Source organism: Streptomyces sp. ITFR-16 (assembly GCF_031844705.1).
In the GTDB taxonomy this organism is placed as follows: domain Bacteria; phylum Actinomycetota; class Actinomycetes; order Streptomycetales; family Streptomycetaceae; genus Streptomyces.
On sequence record NZ_CP134611.1, the window covers coordinates 33366 to 50297 of the forward strand.

Sequence of the window (16932 nt, forward strand, 5' to 3'; positions counted from 1 at the left end):
CTGTGCAGGCCCGCACACAGGTGATTGATCCTGGTTTGCGCCCTGTGCAGTGTGCGCCGCACACCTCCCCCGCACATTACGGAAGGTAATCAAAATGAGCCCCCCGACCGTGCCCCGGCAGACACCGGCCGGGCAGCCCAGGACCCCCGCACCCGTCAACGCCGACGACGCCGCCAAGGCCAAGAAGTCCATCGCCAAGCTGGACGAGGTCCTGGCCATGGTCACCAAGGCGCTCCTCACCCTCGGAGGAGGCGCTTTGATCTTCACTTGTGTGAATGTGACCCGGTTCGGCGTCTCCCACGAGATCCCCTGGTACATCGCCTGGATGCTGGACCCGCTGGCCAGCCTCGCCCTGATCACCGTCCTGTACGTCGACGGTGTCCTCGCGGAACACGGCGGCGACTACAAGCCCGGCGGCTGGCCGTTCCTGCTGCGCTGGACCGCCGGCCTCTCCACCTGGGTGATGAACTGCTGGACGTCGCTCTACCCGGACGGCCACTTCCACTTCATCCCGCAGAAGCCGGACGCCGGCGGAATCCTGCTCCACTCCGTTGCCCCGGCCCTGCTGATCCTGCTCGCGGAAGCCGCCACCGGCTACCGCAAGTACGCCACACGGCGCCGCGGTGAACTGGCCGCGATCATCGCGCAGTTCGAGAGCGTGAAGGTCGCGGAACGCGAGGCAGCCGAAAAGCGAGCCCGCGAGAGGGAAGAACGCGAGGCGGCCGACAAGCGCGAGGCGGCAGATCGCGAGTCCGCCGCGAAGCGTGCGGACGCAGAACGCGAGGCGGCCCGGCGCGAACGCGAGGAAATCGCGAGGCTCGAAAACGAGCGGCTCACCGCAGAAATCGAGGCGGCCGACCGTACCCGCCGCGCAGAAATCGAGGCAGAACGCGAGCGGCTCGCGCTGACCGAGCGCACCGCAGAAATCGAGGCGACGCGGCGCAAGACCGAAGCCGAGATCGAAGACCGCCGCCGCCGCGAGCAGTGGGAGCGGGAGCAGGCCGAACGGGACCGTGAGGCCGCCCGCCAGGCCGAGATCGTCAAGGCAGAAGCGCAGGCAGAGGCGCTGCGCAAGGAGGCCGACGCCCAGGCAGAGGCGCTCCGCAAGGAGGCCGACGCCGCCGCTGAGGCCGAGCGGATCAAGGCTGAGGCTGAGGCGCGCGCCCTGGAGGAAGCCGAGAAGCTCAAGCGACAGCGCGCCCTGGAGCGAGCCGCCACCAAGGCTCGCGGAACCTCGGAAAGTGCAGTCGCCCGCGCCTCGATTTCTGCGGGACGCGCCTCGGAAAGTGGGGCCGCGCTCAGCGCCGTGCCCGCCCTGACCGCCTCGGAAAACGGCGGTCGGGTCCCTCGCGAAGTGCGCGAGAAGCAGCGTGACGAAGCCGAGCGGTACATCGCGAAGTGCTCGCTGTCCGGCCTCGCGCCGGACCTGGAGCGCCTCGGAAACCAGTACGGCAAGGGCGAGACGTGGGTCGGAGACCGCGTCCGCACCGCGAAGAAGCGCCTCGCGGAAGAGGACGGATTCGAGGAGTCGGTCATCGCCGACGCCCTGGACGTCTTCGAGGACGACGACAGCGACAGCGTCGGTGCGGCATGACCCACCGGCCCGAAGAAGAGGAAGAGGACACCGTGGACACGGACTTCGAGTTCGACTTCACCCACCTGGGCACCGAGCCGGTCGCCCTGCTCCCCAAGGCCAGCCCCGGCCACCCGACGACGATCCTGATGCGCCGGGACGAGCTGCTGCCCACTCGGTGGCGCCACCTCACCAACTGAAGACGCACCCACCGAGCTTCGACGGCTCCACTGGCCCCCGGGGATGAATCAAGCACCCCCGGAGACCGGTGAAGAGGCCGAAGCCTCCCCGGGCGATCTCACGCCATGACATCCGCCCGAGCTCCCCATCGAGGAGAGGACCCATCATGCCGTCTTACGACGGGCAGCCCCAGCCCACCTCCTACCCCGAGCCGCTGCCGCCCCGGTACGGACAGGCGCCCGCCCCGCAGTACGGCCAGCACGTCGCCCCGCTCCCCCAGAACACGGTCGTCTACCCGCCGACCGCCGGCCTGGACGGCGTCGTCATGATGCCCGGCCCCAACGGGCAGTACGTCGCCTACTACACCGCGCCGCCCGCCCCGGCCCCGCAGCCCTACGTCTCCCCGCTCCTGGTGAAGGCCGCCCTGGTCGCGGTCATCCTCGGGATCGCCGGTGTCGGCGTCTACTTCCTGGCCGCCGCGCTGCTGGAGCTCGCCAAGGCGCTCGCCATCCTGGCCGGCGTCGCGCTGATCGGCTTTGTCCTCTTCAAGATGCTCGTTACCGGCCCCGGCAGCGGCCGGTCGATCAACGTCAACGCCCGCGGCCGCGCCAAGGTGCAGGTCCACACCGGCCGCGGACACAACCGAGGCCGTGGCCGCCGCTGAGGCGACGTCCCCGTCGGCCGTCCGGGACGTCGATATCTACGCCGATCCCACCGGGGCCCTGCCCGTGCACCGCTGGAGGCAGGCACCGAAAGGGCTCGCGACCAGGCGGCAACTGCGGGAGCGGCGCTTACGGCCCGGCGGCCAGGACCCGGTCGCGGTCATCGAGTGCCGGGGCGGCAAGCGCATGGCCTTCCTGTACGAGATCGCCAAGGCCAAGCCGATCCGGCCGATGACCTTCGCCAAGGAGGTCGCCCTCGACAAGGCGATGGCCAAGCGCCAGACCTGCCCGTCGTGTTCGAGGCGGTATTACCACTGCCTCCCCCTGAAATCCCTCGGGTCCTGCCTGGAGTGCTACGACGGCACCCCAGCCGAGCCCGACAGCTACATGCGCCAGCCCGGCGAGCACCTCGCCGCAGCGGCATGAACCCACTCCCGCGTCTGCCGGTTGCCTGACCCACCCGCCCGTCGGCGGGTGGTGAAGGGGAGTCGGCCAGCCCGGTCCGCCCGCGCACAGCACCACTCGTCCACGCCGTCGACCACCGTGAAGGAGAACCCGGTGAGCGAGCCCGACAAGCACGAGCCCGACCCGACCGTCCCGCCGCTGGACACCATCGACGACAGCCAGCGCGTCCCGCCGCCCCGGCGGCCGGCCCCGCCCCGGCCGCACCCGATCAAGGCCGCCGACGACATCCCGCCCGGCGCCATCGCCGCCCTCGGGGTCGTCGCCCTGGTCGCCCTGCTGCTCTTCCTCAAGTGGGGCATCCCCAAGGGCATCGACTGGTACCACCACCAGAACTGGGCGTGGTTCACGCAGTGGACCGCCACCGTCGCCGATCCCGTCCACGCCTACCTGAGCGCGCACACAGTCGGCCTGCCGCTGACCGCCAGCAGCGCGTTCGTCATCTGGCAGGGCGTCGGCATCGCCTCCTTGGCCCTGTCCTGGTTCACCGGTGCCGTCGGCGCCCGGCTGACCTGGACCGCGCACGGCGCCTGCTCGGTGTTCATGGTGTGGGACGCCGCCCCCGCCGCCGGCCGCCCGGTCGCCGCCGCGCTCGCCGTCCTGGCCTGGACGATCGGCAGCCTCCTCGCCCTGCGCGGCCTGTCCCTTCGCCCGCTGATCCACCTGCACAACCACAACCACCCGGCTCGCTGAGAGGACGTCGTCATGTTCCGGATCATCACCACGGCCCGGCTCGCTGAGCTGGACAACCTCGCGTCCGCGTTTCCCATGGTCCGGAGCAAGTGCGACGGGCTGGAGAAGGATCTGGAGACCGAGCGGCGCCGCACCACGGAATTGACTGTGGAAGCGGAGCAGGCCACCGCCCGCTTCCACCAGGAGCTCGCCAACCTCAACCAGCAGGCCGACGCCCGCGTCGCCGAAGCCAGGGCCTCGGCACAGCGGACCGAGCAGCGTTCCACTGCTCTGATCAACGCGGCCGTGGAGCGAGCGAACGGCATCGAGCGCCTGGCCGACCAGAAGGTCCGGGAGCTGAACGCCGAGATCGAGCAGCTCAAGGCCAAGCTCCCGCACCCGACGCCCAACCCGGAAGGGGTCGTCGCCCGGTTCCAGAACCTGGTCGGCGCGCTCATCGACCTGACCCTGTTCGTCACCGAGGACACCAACGCGCAGCCCGGCTACGGCTACTCCTCCAAGTGCGTCGACCTGAAGCTGGTCAGCCTCTGCTCCGGCTGCGGCTACCGGAAGGAGGAGACCCGCGATCAGGTGTACGACACCCCCGAGGCCCGGACCAGCTTCCTGGACGGCCTCTACGACGGCGTCAAGCTCAAGCGCTGGGCGCAGGAGCACGCGGAGACGTGCCGGGCCGTCGCCCTCCCCCTCCAGCGCGCCGCTGCCTGACCTGGTCTGACGGTTGCCTGATCCACCCGCCCCGCACCCTGCGGGCCGGGTGGTGACGGGGAGCCGGACAGCCCGGCCCGGATGGGAGTCGCACGTGACCACCGCCCCCCTCACCATCGTCGGCGACCGGAACCGGGACGCGGCCTGCGCCGCCGTCACCGGTGAGATCGCCCGCACCGACAGCAAGGCCAGCCTCCTGCTCGCCTTCGACGGCGCGGTCCTTGCCGGTCTGGCCAGCCTCGCCGACAAGGACCTGCCCGGGTTCACGAAGGTCGTCGGCGCCCTAGCCGTGCTCGCCCTCGCCGCCGCGGCTGTCTTACTCCTCCTGGTCGTCCGGCCCTGCCTCACGGTCGGCACGGCCGCGCCGGGCACCTTCCCGCAGTGGGCGCGCCTAGAGGAGAGCGACCTCGAGGCGGCGATGGAGCAGGACCACCGACTCGCCCGCATCAAGGCGCTGTCGACCCTCGCGGCCCGCAAGTTCCAGCGCCTGACCCTCGCGGTCGACGTCATCCTCGCCGCACTCGCCCTGCTGACCGTCGCCGCGATCAGGGCGCTGCTGTGAGCACCGCCGCCAGCTTCGTCATCTCCTACGCCAGCATCGCCGGCGCACTCGCCATCCCGTTCGTCATCGCGGCCGCCCGCCGCACCGCCGCCCGCATCCACGCCCAGGCCGACCAGAAGGAGCAGTAACCATGGCACCCACCCTCTTCTCCCGCACCCGCACCGCCGCCGACGAGCCGGAGTTCACCCCCGAGCCGTGGCCGGAGATCGGCGAGACCTGGAAGCCGGAAGGCGTGATCATCTCCCAGCGCTTCCTCGGGCTGGCCGGAGCCGTCGTCCTCGTCTACACCGCCGACGCCGGGGTCAACGGCACCTACTACGCGGTCGCCTGCCTCGGCTGCTCGTACCGCGCCCGCTACAAGGACCGCGACAACCCCATCTACACCGAGCAGACGGGCGGGGAGATCGCCAACGCCCACGCTGCCCAGTGCCGGGCGCTGCCCCGGGACCTGCCGACCCGTCCCGACGACGACGCCGCCCGCGAGATCGTGCGCCGGCGGCTGCACTCGGAGCGCCGCTCGGACTACGACGGCATCGTCTACCTCACCAGCTTCCACCTGGACCGCCTCGCCCTCCAGCGCTCCACCGAGTGGATCGAGGAGGAGCTGCAGCGCCTCGCGGACGAGCAGCCGGAGATCCTGACCGCCAAGCCGCGCACCTACGGCACCGGCACCGAGTTCACGATCCTGCGCTTCCCCAAGAGCTGACCGGACGCTCTCCGCCCGGTCAGCCGAGACCGGACGACCGGCCCTCCCCTGGAGGTCACCGTGTCCCTCGCCCGCCGCTCCCTCAAGGAAGTCGCCGCCGCCCGCTTCGGATGGCGCCGCGCCTACGGCGACACCACCGAGATTGACGGCCTGCTGTCCGAGCAGACCGAGACCGCGTACACCGGGGCCGCGAACCACGCGGCCTTGGCGACCGCCAAGAACACCGACGTCCTCGCCGTGCAGCCCGGCGTCCTGGACGTCCGCGGCCGCATCCTCGCCGACGTCCTCTACCTGGAGGGCGTCCTGACCGGCGCCCGCAACCGCGGCCTGCCCCCGGAGCTCATCGAGCGCCTGGAGGACGCCGTCGACCACGGCCACGAGCTGACCGTGATCCTCGCGGACACCGTCCGCACCACCGCCGCCGCCCACACGGTCGGCCACTGAGCGCCCGGGGCGGCCGCAGGCATCGAACCCGGCCGCCCCGGAGCAGCACCCCCTCCCCTCCCAGAGCGCATCGAGAAGAAGAAGGAGCTCCATCATCATGACCGCAACCCTGCGCCAGACGGCCAACACCGTCGCCAACTCGATGATCGAAGGCGCCAGCATGGCGTCCGCGCTGATCGGCGGCGCGGCCGGCGCCTACCTCGGCTACGAGCTCGCCCCCGCCTCCTGGTCCGACGGCACCCGCATCCTGCTCGCCGGAGCCGTCGCCGTTGTCGGGGCCGTCGCCATCGACGGGCTCGCCGAACTCGTCCTCGTTCCACTGCGCCGCCTCATGCGAACCACCAGCCCGCTCAGGACCACCCGCGCATCGGCACCGGCCCCGGCCGCCACGCTGGACGAGGCCCTCGCCCAGGTCGTCACCGCGACCGAGGAAGACGCCGCACGCCGCGCCGCCAACGCCTCCTTCCGTATCGACGACGGCGACAACTTCCTGCGGGACCAGGACCGGTGGCGCGGCTACGAGGACGGCGAGGCGTCCTTCTACCTCGCCCCCGGCGTCGTGCTCCACCACCGCGCTGAGAGGGAGGAGTACAAGCACCACTTCACGCTGCTGACTGGCGACGGCGAGCAGCCGGTGGCCATCACCGGCATGGAGCAGATCCGCCACCAGCTCGCCGCCCGCGCCGCCGGCCTCCCCACCGTTCCGGTGACCGCCGACGGAGACGTCGACGGTGCCAAGGCCGACGCCCTGGACGACGACCTCACCGGCATCCACTCGGTCTGACGGACTGCCCGTTCCGCCCCGGCCCTCCCGGCCGGGGCGGTGCGGTGGTCAATCAGCCCGCCTTGTTGCTCCGCGACCGAGAGGACCCACCCCGATGCCCCGCACCAAGAACAGGCCCTCCCAGCTCAGCGTGCTGCGCTACGGCGCGTTCGTCTCCCGCACCGCCGAACAGTGCGTCACCTCCTTCGCGCCGACCGTCCGGAACCTGGTCCACGACCACTTCGGCCGTCGCCCGCTGGGCGCGGTCACGATCATCCTGACCAAGCCCCACCTGATGCTCGGGCTCGCCAACGAAGCCCAGGGCGAAGCGGCGGGCGTCCCGGAGAACGTCTGGAAGTCCGTCGGCGTCAAGCAGGCCATCGTCGGCAAGGCCAAGGACGTACGCGTCGCGACCGTGATCGCCCCGAAGGGCGAGATGTGGCTGCTGCTGAACGCTCCGAAGCTGCGCGACCCCAAGCAGCTCAAGCTGAATCTGCTGCGCGGTTTCGTCGAGGTCGACCAGCTCATCCGTTCCGGCGCTCGCGAGAACCGCATCGCCTGGGTCCGTCACGAGATGAACGTCAGCCCGCTCAGCAGGCGGCAGGCGAACAAGCTCCAGGCGCAGATCCTCGCCGACGGAGCCGAAGCCGAGCGCGTCACCACGGAACTCGCCCGCCGCCTGTGATCAGCGCGTCGCCCCCCGCCCAGCTGACCGAGCAGGCCGCCATCCGCGTGGACGAGCTCCGCGGACCGGCCGCTGCCGCCCGCACCTGACCTGCACCGAACCGCCCATCATCTGCACGTTCCTGACCGACCTGGAGGAAGTCATGGCACACAGCACCCGGCCCGTCGTCCACTACATGGCCACCCGGCCCGACGGCACCGTCCCGCCCAGCATCGGCGACGCCGCCGGGTACGCGTACCCGGTACGGACGGGCGACCCGATCCCGACCGTCAACCTCGCCGACCACATCGGTCAGGTCGTCAACCACCCCACTCCGGGCAGGCCCTGGTACGACGAGACCGCCTTCAGCTACTTCCGGACCTACACCCGTCCCGGCGAGCTCCTGGAACGCGTGCAGTGGCCGGCACGGCTGTGGGTCGTCGAGCCGCTCGGAGAGACCGGCACCTGGCACGGGTACTCGTACTGGGTGCTCTGCCACCAGCTGCGGGTGATCGAGGAAGCCGATCCGTGGCACGCGTTCGGACACCGCGGCAAGCAGGTCATGGCCGTCCTCGCTCAGCTGCCCGACCTCGTCCGGCAGTGGGCCGACCAGTGGGTCGCAGACCCCGAGGGCATGCACCGCATGTACAAGGTGTGGGAGACGCGGGTGCAGGAAACTCGCGCGCTGACCAGCTGGGCGAGCTGCCGAGCCGAGTACTCCCGGCGCGAGGCTGCCCTACAGACGGCCACCCAGCTCGCCGGAGCTGCTGCCACCCAGGCCGCGACCGACGCGGGCGCCGACCCTCGCGCCTTCGCCCTGATCCAGCTGCGAGCCCGCTGCCTGGTCGCCGGTCAGCTCATGTTCGACCGGATCCGCACCGGCGAGTACGAGCAGTCGATCCGCGGCCTGCTGCTCGGTTCCGGGCTCGACACCCCGGCCCCCGTCCCGGCCTGACCACCCTGCAACGTACTCCGCGCCGCCCCGGCCCACCGGCCGGGGCGGCCCCCTCCATCCTCTTCGAGACCAGGAGACATCTGGTGATCACCGACACCATCGACGTCGACGAGACGATCCGCTACACCGCCGACGTGGTCCTGTTCGCCGCAGGTCACGTCCTGCTGATCGAGCGGGGCTGGGACCCGTTCAAGGACCAGTGGGCTTTGCCCGGTGGCCATGTGAGCAGGGGAGAGGCCAGTCGGGCCGCTGGATCCCGCGAGCTCGAGGAGGAAAGCGGGATCCCGGTCCCGGCCATCGAGCTCCGGCAGGTGGGCGCCTACGACGCCCCCGACCGTGACCCTCGCGGTCGGTACGTCACCGTCGCTTACACGGCCACCCTGCCGGCGCTGGTCCAGCCAACGGCGGGAGACGACGCCACTGCCGCCCGCTGGTGGCGCCTGGACGCGCTCCCGGACCTCGCGTTCGACCACGCTGAGATCGTCGCGGACGCCCTCAGCCGCTGATCCTTCCGCGCGAGCGCGGCGCTCCTCCGTGCCGCCCCGGCCTCACCGGCCGGGGCGGTTGCGGTGTTCCGCCACGACCAGCGACAGGAAGGAGAGGGCGTCATGCACTTGGAGTTCTACGAGGTTGACGTCCCGATACACACCAACGACCGGGCGCAGCACGGCTTGCACGTCTTCACCGGCCAGGCGACCTCGGTGACCGAGGCACTGACCCGCGCCCACCAGGTCTACGACGCGGCACTCTCCGCGCGGCAGGCCGGACTCGAGAACCCCGGCCAGCAGAACGGCGGCTGGGGAGCGCGCGGCACGCGCGACGGCTGGGAGCTGGACTGGGCGGCGGCGAAGGCCGGCCTCTGGCCCAACCCGTTCAGCTGGAGCAGCAAGAAGCTCTACGAGCTGTAGTTACGCCCCGGAGCAGGCGCCATAGGCGTCGAAACCGTCGCCTGCCCCGGGCCACCCATCCCGTACGAGACGAGAGGGAGTCACCAGTATGACCTCCATCGCACGCGTCCAGGCCCGTCCTGGGCAACGCGCGCTCCTCATCACCACCCTCGCGGTCCCGCTCACCGGCTGGACTGTCCACGCGGTGGCCCTGCACCGCCAGCTCGCCAACGCTCACCGCGATCCCCTGACCGGTGCTCAGCGGCGCGCGGGGTTTGAGCGCCGGGCGCAGCACCTCATCGACCGGTACGGCGACACCGTGATGGTCGCCCTGATCGACCTCGATCACTTCAAGGCTCTGAATGACGGCCACGGCCACGCGGCTGGCGACCGGGCGCTGACCGCGACCGGTGAGCGCCTGATCGAGTGGGCCGGAAGCCGCGGAGTCGTCGGCCGCCTCGGTGGAGACGAGTTCGCAGTGGCCACGCGGATCGGCCCCAGCCGCCGCGCAGTCCGCCTCGCCCAGCTCGCCCGGACGCTGTCCGAACCGGTCGACATCGACGGCCACCCGGTCGATGTCGCCGCCTCGGTCGGCGCCGCCACCCCCGACACCCTGCGCACCCGCGACCTGTCCGCCCTGCTGCGCGGTGCGGACGCCGCGATGTACGCGGGCAAGCACACGGGCACCCCGGTGGTGGCAGGCCCCGAGCACGCGAACGTGGCCAGCATCAACGGTCGCCGCGCCGGACGCCCCGGCACCCACGCGACGGCGAGGGCCGCATGAGCCAGACACGCGTCGACTGGATCCGGGGCATCACGGTCCGCCAGCCCTGGGCGACCTGCCTCATCACCGGCGACAAGACGATCGAGAACCGCCCCTCCCCGGGCTGGCCGCTGGGTCTCTACCTCCTGCACGCCGGACTCGCCGTCGAACGAGCCGCGCTGCGCCTGCCGCTGGTCGCCACCACCATCCGCGGCCGCCAGCTGGAACGGGGCGCGGTCATCGGCGTTGCCCGCCTCACCGACGTCCACCCCGGCGACGGGCGCTGCACCCCGTGGGCCGAACCCGGCAGCCCGTTCCACCTGGTCTTCACCGACGTCCAGGAGCTCCCCCTCCCGATCCCCATCCCGGCGGGCGCGCTCGGACCGTGGAAGCCCAGCGAGGACCTTGTGGACCAGGTCCGCCTCCAGCTCCCTGACCTGCACGCCCCGGAGGGAACCCCATGAACGGCAACCGCACCGGCGTCCCCAACGCGCCGGCCATCGTCCCCGCCGACGCCCGCATCCCCTTCCCCCACACCGAGGAGGTCCTGCGCTGCCGCACCAGCCCCGAGCTGTTCGGCATCGAGGACATCCACAACACCGACAAGGACCCGCACGCCCGCGAGAAGGCGCTGGCCCAGGCCAAGCACGCCTGCTCCGGCTGCCCGATCGTCCAGGGCTGCCTGAAATGGGCGCTCGCCAACGAGGACCTGACCAAAACCGGGGTGTGGGCGGCGACCACCGCCCGCGACCGCAAGCAGCTGCGCAAGCAACTCGCGGCACGCCTCGGTGACGACTGGGTCGCGGTGGTCGCCGAACAGGACCGCCGCCGTGCGCAGCGCCGGCAGGACGCGCGGCTCGCCCCGCCGACCGTCCGCACCCGCGCCCTGTCCCGCCTCGAAATGGAGCTCATCCCGACCCGGCCCGAGCCGTACAACCGCTGGAGCCAGCCGATCACCCCCGAGCAGGCGGCCAGCAACCGGCACGTGCTGGAACTGTTCGTCAGCGGCAAGGCGGCGTAGCCGTGTTCACCGACTGGCAAGAAGCCCTCGAAGCCGAGTCGCTGCCCCTCAACCCGAACCACGAGCAGCAACTCGCCGCCGCGGCCCGGGTCACCGCGCACCACTCCCACGACCGCGACGACCTCGCGGAACTCCTGGACGCCATCGGCCTCCCCCACGACGACACCACCCTCACCACCCTGCTCCCCCTCACGGAATCCGGAGACGCATCCACCATGACGACCACCACCGCCCCGGCCCTGTCCGCGCACGCCGCCATGGCGATCTCCATGCACAACAACGGCGACGGCGCGGACACCATCCGCGAGGCCACCGGCCTGAGCGAGACCAAGCTCCACGACCTCATCGCCGACCAGGTCCTCGGACGGCCCGCCACTCTCGCCGTCCCGGTCTCCACCGAGATCCAGGAGCTGCTCGACTGGGCGGGATCGCACAGCCTCGCTGGGATCCGCAGCCGCGCCGCCCGCATCACCGCCGACCTGACCGAGCTGTCCGAGCGCCGCGACTCCGAGGCCGCGCAGCGCGAGGCCGAAGAGAAGGTCGCCAAGCTCAAGGCCGAACTCGAAGCGGCACAGGAGCAGCTGCGCACCGCGAAGGCCGGCGCCCGCACCGCGAACACGGGAACGGCCACCGCGCCCACCCCGATCCGCTCCGGGCTCGGCAGCGGTCGCAGCAAGGACGAGCTCGCCGAGATCCGGGCCTGGGCACGGAAGAACGGCCACACGGTCGCCAACGCCGGGATCGTCCGCAAGGAGATCCTGGACGCGTTCGACGCCGCCCACCAGGCGCCGGTCGCCAAGGCCAGCTGACCATGGGCGACGCGATAGCCCTGGACGGGTTCCTGGACGAAGAGACCGTGCCCGGCGACCTGCACGGGTCGACGGCGCGGTTCCGTCTCACCGTCTCCCCGACGGACGAGCGCACCGACGAGATGATCTTGCCGTGCAGCGTCGCCGACGCGGAGCTCGCGCACAGGGTGCTGCACGAGCTCGTCCCCGGCGACCAGCTGCGCGTCACCGGCTACCTTCGGCTGCCCCGCACGCCGGACGAGCCGATGTGGCTGATCGTCACCACTCTCGCCGTACTGGAGACCGCGCCCCTGCTGTCCGACCCGGCCGCCGTCGCCACGGCCGTGCTGGAGAGGTACGGGCCCTACATCTGCTACTTCGACGCAGAGGACAGCGGCGAAGTGCCGGTATGGACCGAAGCCGGCGTGTGGGTGGGCCACGCCGGAGACCCGAGCGCGCTGGGCGAACTGATCGAGGAGTTCGAGCAGCGCCAGGCCACCGGCGGCGAGTGACCCGGCCGTGCCCATCCGTCCCGAGAACCTCCACCGCTACCCGCGCGACTGGCCCCAGATCAGCGCGCGGATCCGGTTCGAGCGGGCGGGCGGACGCTGCGAGTGCACGGGCCACTGCGGCCTGACGCACCCCGGCGGCCGCTGCCCCGCCGTTCACGAGGAGATCCACCCGGACACCGGCTCCGTGGTCGGCCTCACCACCGCTCACCTCAACCACACCCCCGAAGACGTGCGAGAGACGAATCTGCTCGCCGCCTGCCAGCTGTGCCATCTGCGGATCGACCACGGGCACCACCGGGTCACCCGCTCGCTCACCCTCGCCGCCCGCGCGGCCGCCGCCGGACAGCTCGGGCTCCTCCCCGAGACCACGCTCGTCCGCACCGAGCCGCCCACCCCGCCGCGCCCCACCCGGGGCCGTGCCCGCGCGGCGGCGCTCCACCAGCTGCCCTTCCCCGAACCCGACCAGGAGAAGAAGCCCATGGCCCGCATCACCGTGAAGATCGCCCCGCTTCACCCCGACGGCACCGAATGCACCCACGCGGTCCGCCCCTCCGGCAAGCCCCGCGACGCCGACTCCGGGTGCGCCGGCCGCCGCAACTACGCCGTGGTGTGTAGCACCTGCGGCCCGGTCGGTGAGCCACACGGCCTCCGCGTCCTCGCCGAACCGGCGCAGAGCGTGCACCGCGACAGCCACAAGGCCGCGCTCGCCCCGACCTCCCGCTGACCCCACCCGCTCCGGCCGCCGGGACCACCACGGTCCCGGCGGCCCCGCCGAATGTGAGGGCCGATGCCCACCACCGTCTTCGACCAGTTCACCCGCCGCACCGCCGACATCACCGCCCAGCTCACCACCCTGGGCATCCCGCTCACCGCGCCGGCCCTGCCGCCCGCCGACGCCGACCCCGCCGACCCGTGGGCCAGCAACTACACCGTCCCGGTCGACCGCTCCAGCCTCGCCTGGTGCACCGCAGTCCGGATGCTCGCCGACCACCACCACACCGGCATCGACCGCCAGGTCCTCGCCGCCGACGCCCTGCTGCGCGAGCTCGGAGTCCGCGGCCTCGCCCAGCTCCACTCCGACCTCCACCACGGCGCCCCCATCGACTACCGCTTCACCCGCTGCCCGTACTGCTCCGGCATCGGCGAGGACCCCACCCGGCCGGACTGCCAGGACGTCGGCTGCGCGCCGTGGCTCGAGTTCGCTGGGCACGATCACGTGTGCCCGGTCTGCCGCGGCGACGACTATCAGCCCGAGTGGTTCGCCGAAGAGCAGATGACGGAGCTGGAGGAACTGCTCGCCGACGTCCTCGAGGAGCGCGAGGAACGCGCCTCGATCCGCTTCCGGCTCGGGACGTTGCTGCGTCGCGGGGGGATGCGCTCGTGACGGCTCGCATCGTCGACGGCAAGCCCTGGATCGGGCGCATGCGCACTGCTGCGCTCCGGCAGGGACTGGTCCGGCCTGCCGAGTTCTCTACGTGGGCCGGTGCCCGCCGGTACCACGAGCGGCACAGCCGCGACCGCCAGGTGCTGGAGAAGCTGCGCGCCTCGATCTCCACGGACGGCATCCGGGAACCGCTCCTGCTGGGAGTCCGCGCAGCCGACCGGCTCGTCTTCGTCTTCGAGGGCCACCACCGCGCCGTCATCGCCCTCGAACTGGGGGTGCGCGCCTTCCCCTTCCGGTGGTTCTGGGACCCGGACGTCCAAGCCGTTGAGCACGAGCCGTTCCCGCACCACGCGCTGGGCCGGGACGGACAGGCGTGGCTGAGCCACCAGGAGGCGCGCCCATGACGGCCCGCTTCCGCAGATGCGGCCACGGCAGCGGACCGATGCACCCCGGCGACCAGAAGGCAGTCGCGGAGTTCACCGCCATGCTCGCCGCCCGCCAGCACCCGGCCCCGTGGACCGGCCGCGGTGACGCCGCCGTACGGATCGGTGAACGCGGCCTGGAGCGCGGTCGGCCGCTACCCGACCAGCGGCCGGACGCCGACCCCATCGCCCTGGCCCTCATCCACCCCGACACCGAAGCCACCTTCACCGGCACGCTTCCCTGCGCCCGGAGCCTCATCCACGGCGCCTGGACCGACCCATACCGGCTCCTCACCCACGCCCTCGCCGGGCGCACCATCGACCCCGCTCTCACCCTGGAGGCATGACCCCGTGCAGCAGATCCGCCGCACCGCAACTCTCGCCGCCACCGCCATGGCCGTCGTCCTGACGCTCACCGCGTGCGGCGCGACCACCCAATCCCCGGCACACCACGAGAGCCGCATGAAGAAGGCCGCCGGCATCGGCTCCCTGTCCATCATCTGCAACAAGGACATCTGGGAGAGCACCCGCCCGGACGGGCTGAAGAAGGTCACGACCACCCCCGCCGATGGCCCGCGCGGTCAGCGAGGCATGGTCCGGATCACGCTCACCGGTGCCCAGCTCGTCACATACCTCGATCAGCTGGACCAGGACGCACACCCCGGCTGGATGGGATCAGACATCCCCGACCAGGAAGCCGTCTCCGGACGCGTCTACGACGGGCTCGCGCCTGCCATCGACAAGGCCGCCACCGCGCGCTCCGCCGCCGACCCAGCCCCCGAGATCCTCATCGACGACACCCTCGCCACCAAAGCACCCTGACCACGAAGCGGCCCTCCGCCCCGGACAAGTTCCGGGGCGGAGGGCCGCTTTTTTTTGTTGTGCCTCAGAGGCGGCTGGTCAGGATGTCGAGCATCGCTTCCAGGTCGGCATGAGTCATGTTGGCCGTACACAAGTCCGCCACAACCTGCGGGTTAGTCCACTCCACCGTGACCGTGGGCAGCGCAGTCGCAGAAGAGGTGGAGTCATTCCGGGGCTCGGGGATACCGCTGCCCGCTTCGCCGTCAGTGGTTACCGCGGTAACCACTGACGGGCCGACGGAGGCGGTGTCCGTCTCCGGATCGCCTCCATCCTCGGGAGTGGTTACCGCGGTAACCACCGGATCCACAGACTCCGGCTGCTTCAGCTGCCGTCGCTGCTGAGGGGGTTGCTGCTTGCGCTGCTCAGCCTGCTCCTTCTTGCGCTGCTCTGCAGCATCCTGCTCGGCACGCCAAGTGGAGACTTGGTCCGCAGCTGGCACACGGGCCAGCCGCCGCGCATCCCGAACGGCCAGATCCCCAGCCCGCAGCATGCCCTGCATCTCGGGAGTGAGCTTGAGCAACGCTCGCCGCTGGGACACCCAGCCATGAGTCCAGCCGCGGGCCTTCGCGGCTTCACGGGTACTGGGGTACTCCGCGACGACCGCCTCGACTGCCCGGGCTTCTTCAATGATGTCGAAGTCTTGGCGGCCGATGTTCTCCTCAACGGCCGCGCCCAGCAGCTCACCACGGGACACCGCGACCGTCTCATCGTGAACGATGAGGAGCTCAGCGCGCCCGAACTTGTGCGCGGCGGCCAGCCGGCGGCAGCCGTTGACAACGACGTACTGCGCGTGGCCCACGCGCTCGGCATCCTCGGGCCACAGTGCGAGATAGCCCTTGGAAGTGACCACCAGGCACGGCTGGAGCTGCCGCTTGGCGATGGACTTGAGGTCTTCGAGATCCCCAAGGTCTTCGCGCGGGTTGCGCGGGTTGGCGACCAGGAGAGCAAGGGGTACGCCTGCAGACGTATCTGCGGCGACCGCGACCGGCTTGTCGTCGATGGTCGCCAGATTTACACGGCGACCCATTTCAGACCTTCCCCTTCGCGGTGGTGCGGTTCCGGGTTTGTCTGGGCAGCGGACGACCGCCGATCCCCAACTCCATCGCCAGGCGGAAGAAGTCCTCCCGGGCTTCCAGAGCGATGCGTCCCTTGGGGTACTGGGTGCAGACCAGCCCCTCAGCCGACGCCCGGGTGTGAATCTTGTAGTGCCGAACGACAGTCTGCAGCCGCGGCCAACCGTTGTTGTCGACGTACTCCTGGGTCTGCTCCAGGTCCACCGTGCCGTCCCGCGGGTCCCAGTCAGTGATCAAGACCCGGTACGGGATGCCCTTCGGCTCCAGCACCTGCTCGATGGTCCGCTTGGTCGGTGGGTACGCCATCGCCTCTGGGGGCATGGGTACAACCACTTCGTCAGTGGAGTCGAGCGTGGCCGAGAGGATCTTCTCGTCCTCGATGTTGCCGGGGGAGTCGACGAAGACGTACTCGTACTGCTCCAGCGACTTCAGCCGAGCCAGATCCTCTGGCTTGTCGTGGCACTGGTGAAAATCAAAGGGGAGCTGCTCTTCATCCACCCGGTCCGACCACCAGACCGCAGAGGCTTGAGGGTCAGTGGAAACGACCAAGACTTGGCTCTGTTCCGAGCGGATACCGAGCGCCTGACCAGCGATTGCAGCGAGGTTGACCGTATTGGTGGTCTTCCCCACGCCGCCCTTCTGGTTCACGAACGCGATTACGCGTGCCATGTTGAACTCCTCGGGCCCGTCCATTTCCCGGACTCTCCGGTACTCCGGGCCACGGGCAACTATCCCAGACCAGACAGCAGGCCAAGTCCTGCAACAGACGCGGCGCGTCGTTCTCCTCGCCGCGCCACACCCGGCGCGAGAGGACGATCAGTGGGCGCACCGTCCCGAGTCGCCTGGCGGCCC

27 protein-coding genes are annotated in these 16932 nt (G+C 71.0%); 25 read left to right on the forward strand and 2 right to left on the reverse strand.

The window, feature by feature from the left end; translation table 11 throughout:
* Positions 1-94: 94 nt before the first annotated feature.
* The 25 genes from RLT58_RS35855 (at position 95) to RLT58_RS35975 (ending at position 14968) form a co-directional block, all read left to right on the forward strand.
* Positions 95-1594, forward strand: a complete 1500-nt coding sequence (locus tag RLT58_RS35855; RefSeq protein WP_311314913.1) for a hypothetical protein — start codon at positions 95-97, stop codon at positions 1592-1594.
* On the forward strand, positions 1591-1773 hold the full coding sequence (locus RLT58_RS35860) for a hypothetical protein (protein ID WP_311314914.1): 183 nt from the start codon (positions 1591-1593) through the stop codon (positions 1771-1773). The genes RLT58_RS35855 and RLT58_RS35860 overlap by 4 nt, the downstream gene beginning before the upstream one ends.
* A 146-nt stretch (positions 1774-1919) precedes the next feature.
* Positions 1920-2417 carry a hypothetical protein gene (locus RLT58_RS35865; RefSeq protein ID WP_311314915.1) on the forward strand — a complete coding sequence of 166 codons (498 nt, stop codon included), beginning with the start codon at positions 1920-1922 and terminating at the stop codon, positions 2415-2417.
* On the forward strand, positions 2404-2841 hold the full coding sequence (locus tag RLT58_RS35870) for an RRQRL motif-containing zinc-binding protein (RefSeq protein ID WP_311314916.1): 438 nt from the start codon (positions 2404-2406) through the stop codon (positions 2839-2841). Before RLT58_RS35865 ends, RLT58_RS35870 begins: the two co-directional genes overlap by 14 nt.
* A gap of 132 nt (positions 2842-2973) precedes the next feature.
* A complete protein-coding gene (locus RLT58_RS35875; RefSeq protein ID WP_311314917.1) occupies positions 2974-3570 on the forward strand; it encodes a hypothetical protein in 597 nt (198 codons plus the stop codon).
* Between the two features lie 12 nt (positions 3571-3582).
* Positions 3583-4275 carry an ATP synthase subunit B family protein gene (locus RLT58_RS35880; RefSeq protein WP_311314918.1) on the forward strand — a complete coding sequence of 231 codons (693 nt, stop codon included), beginning with the start codon at positions 3583-3585 and terminating at the stop codon, positions 4273-4275.
* A gap of 94 nt (positions 4276-4369) precedes the next feature.
* A complete protein-coding gene (locus RLT58_RS35885) occupies positions 4370-4837 on the forward strand; it encodes a Pycsar system effector family protein (protein ID WP_311314919.1) in 468 nt (155 codons plus the stop codon).
* The gene (locus RLT58_RS35890) at positions 4834-4965 is read left to right on the forward strand and encodes a hypothetical protein (protein ID WP_272924171.1); all 132 of its coding nucleotides are present in this window, start codon (positions 4834-4836) and stop codon (positions 4963-4965) included. The genes RLT58_RS35885 and RLT58_RS35890 overlap by 4 nt, the downstream gene beginning before the upstream one ends.
* 2 nt (positions 4966-4967) lie before the next feature.
* Positions 4968-5543: a hypothetical protein gene (locus RLT58_RS35895; RefSeq protein ID WP_311314920.1), complete on the forward strand. Its 576-nt coding sequence runs from the start codon at positions 4968-4970 to the stop codon at positions 5541-5543.
* Between the two features lie 60 nt (positions 5544-5603).
* Positions 5604-5987: a hypothetical protein gene (locus tag RLT58_RS35900; protein ID WP_311314921.1), complete on the forward strand. Its 384-nt coding sequence runs from the start codon at positions 5604-5606 to the stop codon at positions 5985-5987.
* 97 nt (positions 5988-6084) lie between these two features.
* Positions 6085-6771: a hypothetical protein gene (locus RLT58_RS35905; RefSeq protein WP_311314922.1), complete on the forward strand. Its 687-nt coding sequence runs from the start codon at positions 6085-6087 to the stop codon at positions 6769-6771.
* 94 nt (positions 6772-6865) lie between these two features.
* Positions 6866-7435 (forward strand): hypothetical protein, encoded by a 570-nt coding sequence (locus RLT58_RS35910; RefSeq protein WP_311314923.1) that lies wholly within the window; start codon positions 6866-6868, stop codon positions 7433-7435.
* Positions 7436-7577: 142 nt separating this feature from the next.
* Positions 7578-8369 carry a hypothetical protein gene (locus RLT58_RS35915; RefSeq protein WP_311314924.1) on the forward strand — a complete coding sequence of 264 codons (792 nt, stop codon included), beginning with the start codon at positions 7578-7580 and terminating at the stop codon, positions 8367-8369.
* 83 nt (positions 8370-8452) lie between these two features.
* Positions 8453-8875 (forward strand): NUDIX domain-containing protein, encoded by a 423-nt coding sequence (locus RLT58_RS35920; protein WP_311314925.1) that lies wholly within the window; start codon positions 8453-8455, stop codon positions 8873-8875.
* A gap of 102 nt (positions 8876-8977) precedes the next feature.
* A complete protein-coding gene (locus tag RLT58_RS35925) occupies positions 8978-9277 on the forward strand; it encodes a hypothetical protein (protein WP_311314926.1) in 300 nt (99 codons plus the stop codon).
* 88 nt (positions 9278-9365) lie between these two features.
* On the forward strand, positions 9366-10040 hold the full coding sequence (locus tag RLT58_RS35930; protein WP_311314927.1) for a GGDEF domain-containing protein: 675 nt from the start codon (positions 9366-9368) through the stop codon (positions 10038-10040).
* Complete coding sequence (locus tag RLT58_RS35935) at positions 10037-10483, forward strand: ASCH domain-containing protein (RefSeq protein ID WP_311314928.1); 447 nt, start codon at positions 10037-10039, stop codon at positions 10481-10483. Before RLT58_RS35930 ends, RLT58_RS35935 begins: the two co-directional genes overlap by 4 nt.
* A complete protein-coding gene (locus tag RLT58_RS35940) occupies positions 10480-11040 on the forward strand; it encodes a WhiB family transcriptional regulator (RefSeq protein WP_311314929.1) in 561 nt (186 codons plus the stop codon). Before RLT58_RS35935 ends, RLT58_RS35940 begins: the two co-directional genes overlap by 4 nt.
* A gap of 2 nt (positions 11041-11042) precedes the next feature.
* Positions 11043-11849, forward strand: coding sequence for an Lsr2 family DNA-binding protein (locus tag RLT58_RS35945; protein ID WP_311314930.1), 807 nt, complete (start codon positions 11043-11045; stop codon positions 11847-11849).
* A 2-nt stretch (positions 11850-11851) separates the two neighbouring features.
* Positions 11852-12340, forward strand: coding sequence for a hypothetical protein (locus tag RLT58_RS35950; protein WP_311314931.1), 489 nt, complete (start codon positions 11852-11854; stop codon positions 12338-12340).
* A 7-nt stretch (positions 12341-12347) separates the two neighbouring features.
* Positions 12348-13064: a hypothetical protein gene (locus tag RLT58_RS35955; RefSeq protein ID WP_311314932.1), complete on the forward strand. Its 717-nt coding sequence runs from the start codon at positions 12348-12350 to the stop codon at positions 13062-13064.
* A gap of 63 nt (positions 13065-13127) precedes the next feature.
* Positions 13128-13724 carry a hypothetical protein gene (locus RLT58_RS35960; protein ID WP_311314933.1) on the forward strand — a complete coding sequence of 199 codons (597 nt, stop codon included), beginning with the start codon at positions 13128-13130 and terminating at the stop codon, positions 13722-13724.
* Positions 13721-14128 (forward strand): ParB N-terminal domain-containing protein, encoded by a 408-nt coding sequence (locus tag RLT58_RS35965; RefSeq protein WP_311314934.1) that lies wholly within the window; start codon positions 13721-13723, stop codon positions 14126-14128. The genes RLT58_RS35960 and RLT58_RS35965 overlap by 4 nt, the downstream gene beginning before the upstream one ends.
* Complete coding sequence (locus tag RLT58_RS35970) at positions 14125-14493, forward strand: hypothetical protein (RefSeq protein ID WP_311314935.1); 369 nt, start codon at positions 14125-14127, stop codon at positions 14491-14493. The genes RLT58_RS35965 and RLT58_RS35970 overlap by 4 nt, the downstream gene beginning before the upstream one ends.
* 4 nt (positions 14494-14497) lie before the next feature.
* Positions 14498-14968, forward strand: a complete 471-nt coding sequence (locus RLT58_RS35975; protein WP_311314936.1) for a hypothetical protein — start codon at positions 14498-14500, stop codon at positions 14966-14968.
* A gap of 64 nt (positions 14969-15032) precedes the next feature.
* Here RLT58_RS35975 and RLT58_RS35980 read toward each other — a convergent pair whose 3' ends face one another.
* Positions 15033-16034: a ParB/RepB/Spo0J family partition protein gene (locus RLT58_RS35980; RefSeq protein WP_311314937.1), complete on the reverse strand. Its 1002-nt coding sequence runs from the start codon at positions 16032-16034 to the stop codon at positions 15033-15035.
* Position 16035: 1 nt separating this feature from the next.
* A complete protein-coding gene (locus RLT58_RS35985) occupies positions 16036-16773 on the reverse strand; it encodes a ParA family protein (RefSeq protein WP_311314938.1) in 738 nt (245 codons plus the stop codon).
* Positions 16774-16932 lie beyond the last annotated feature (159 nt).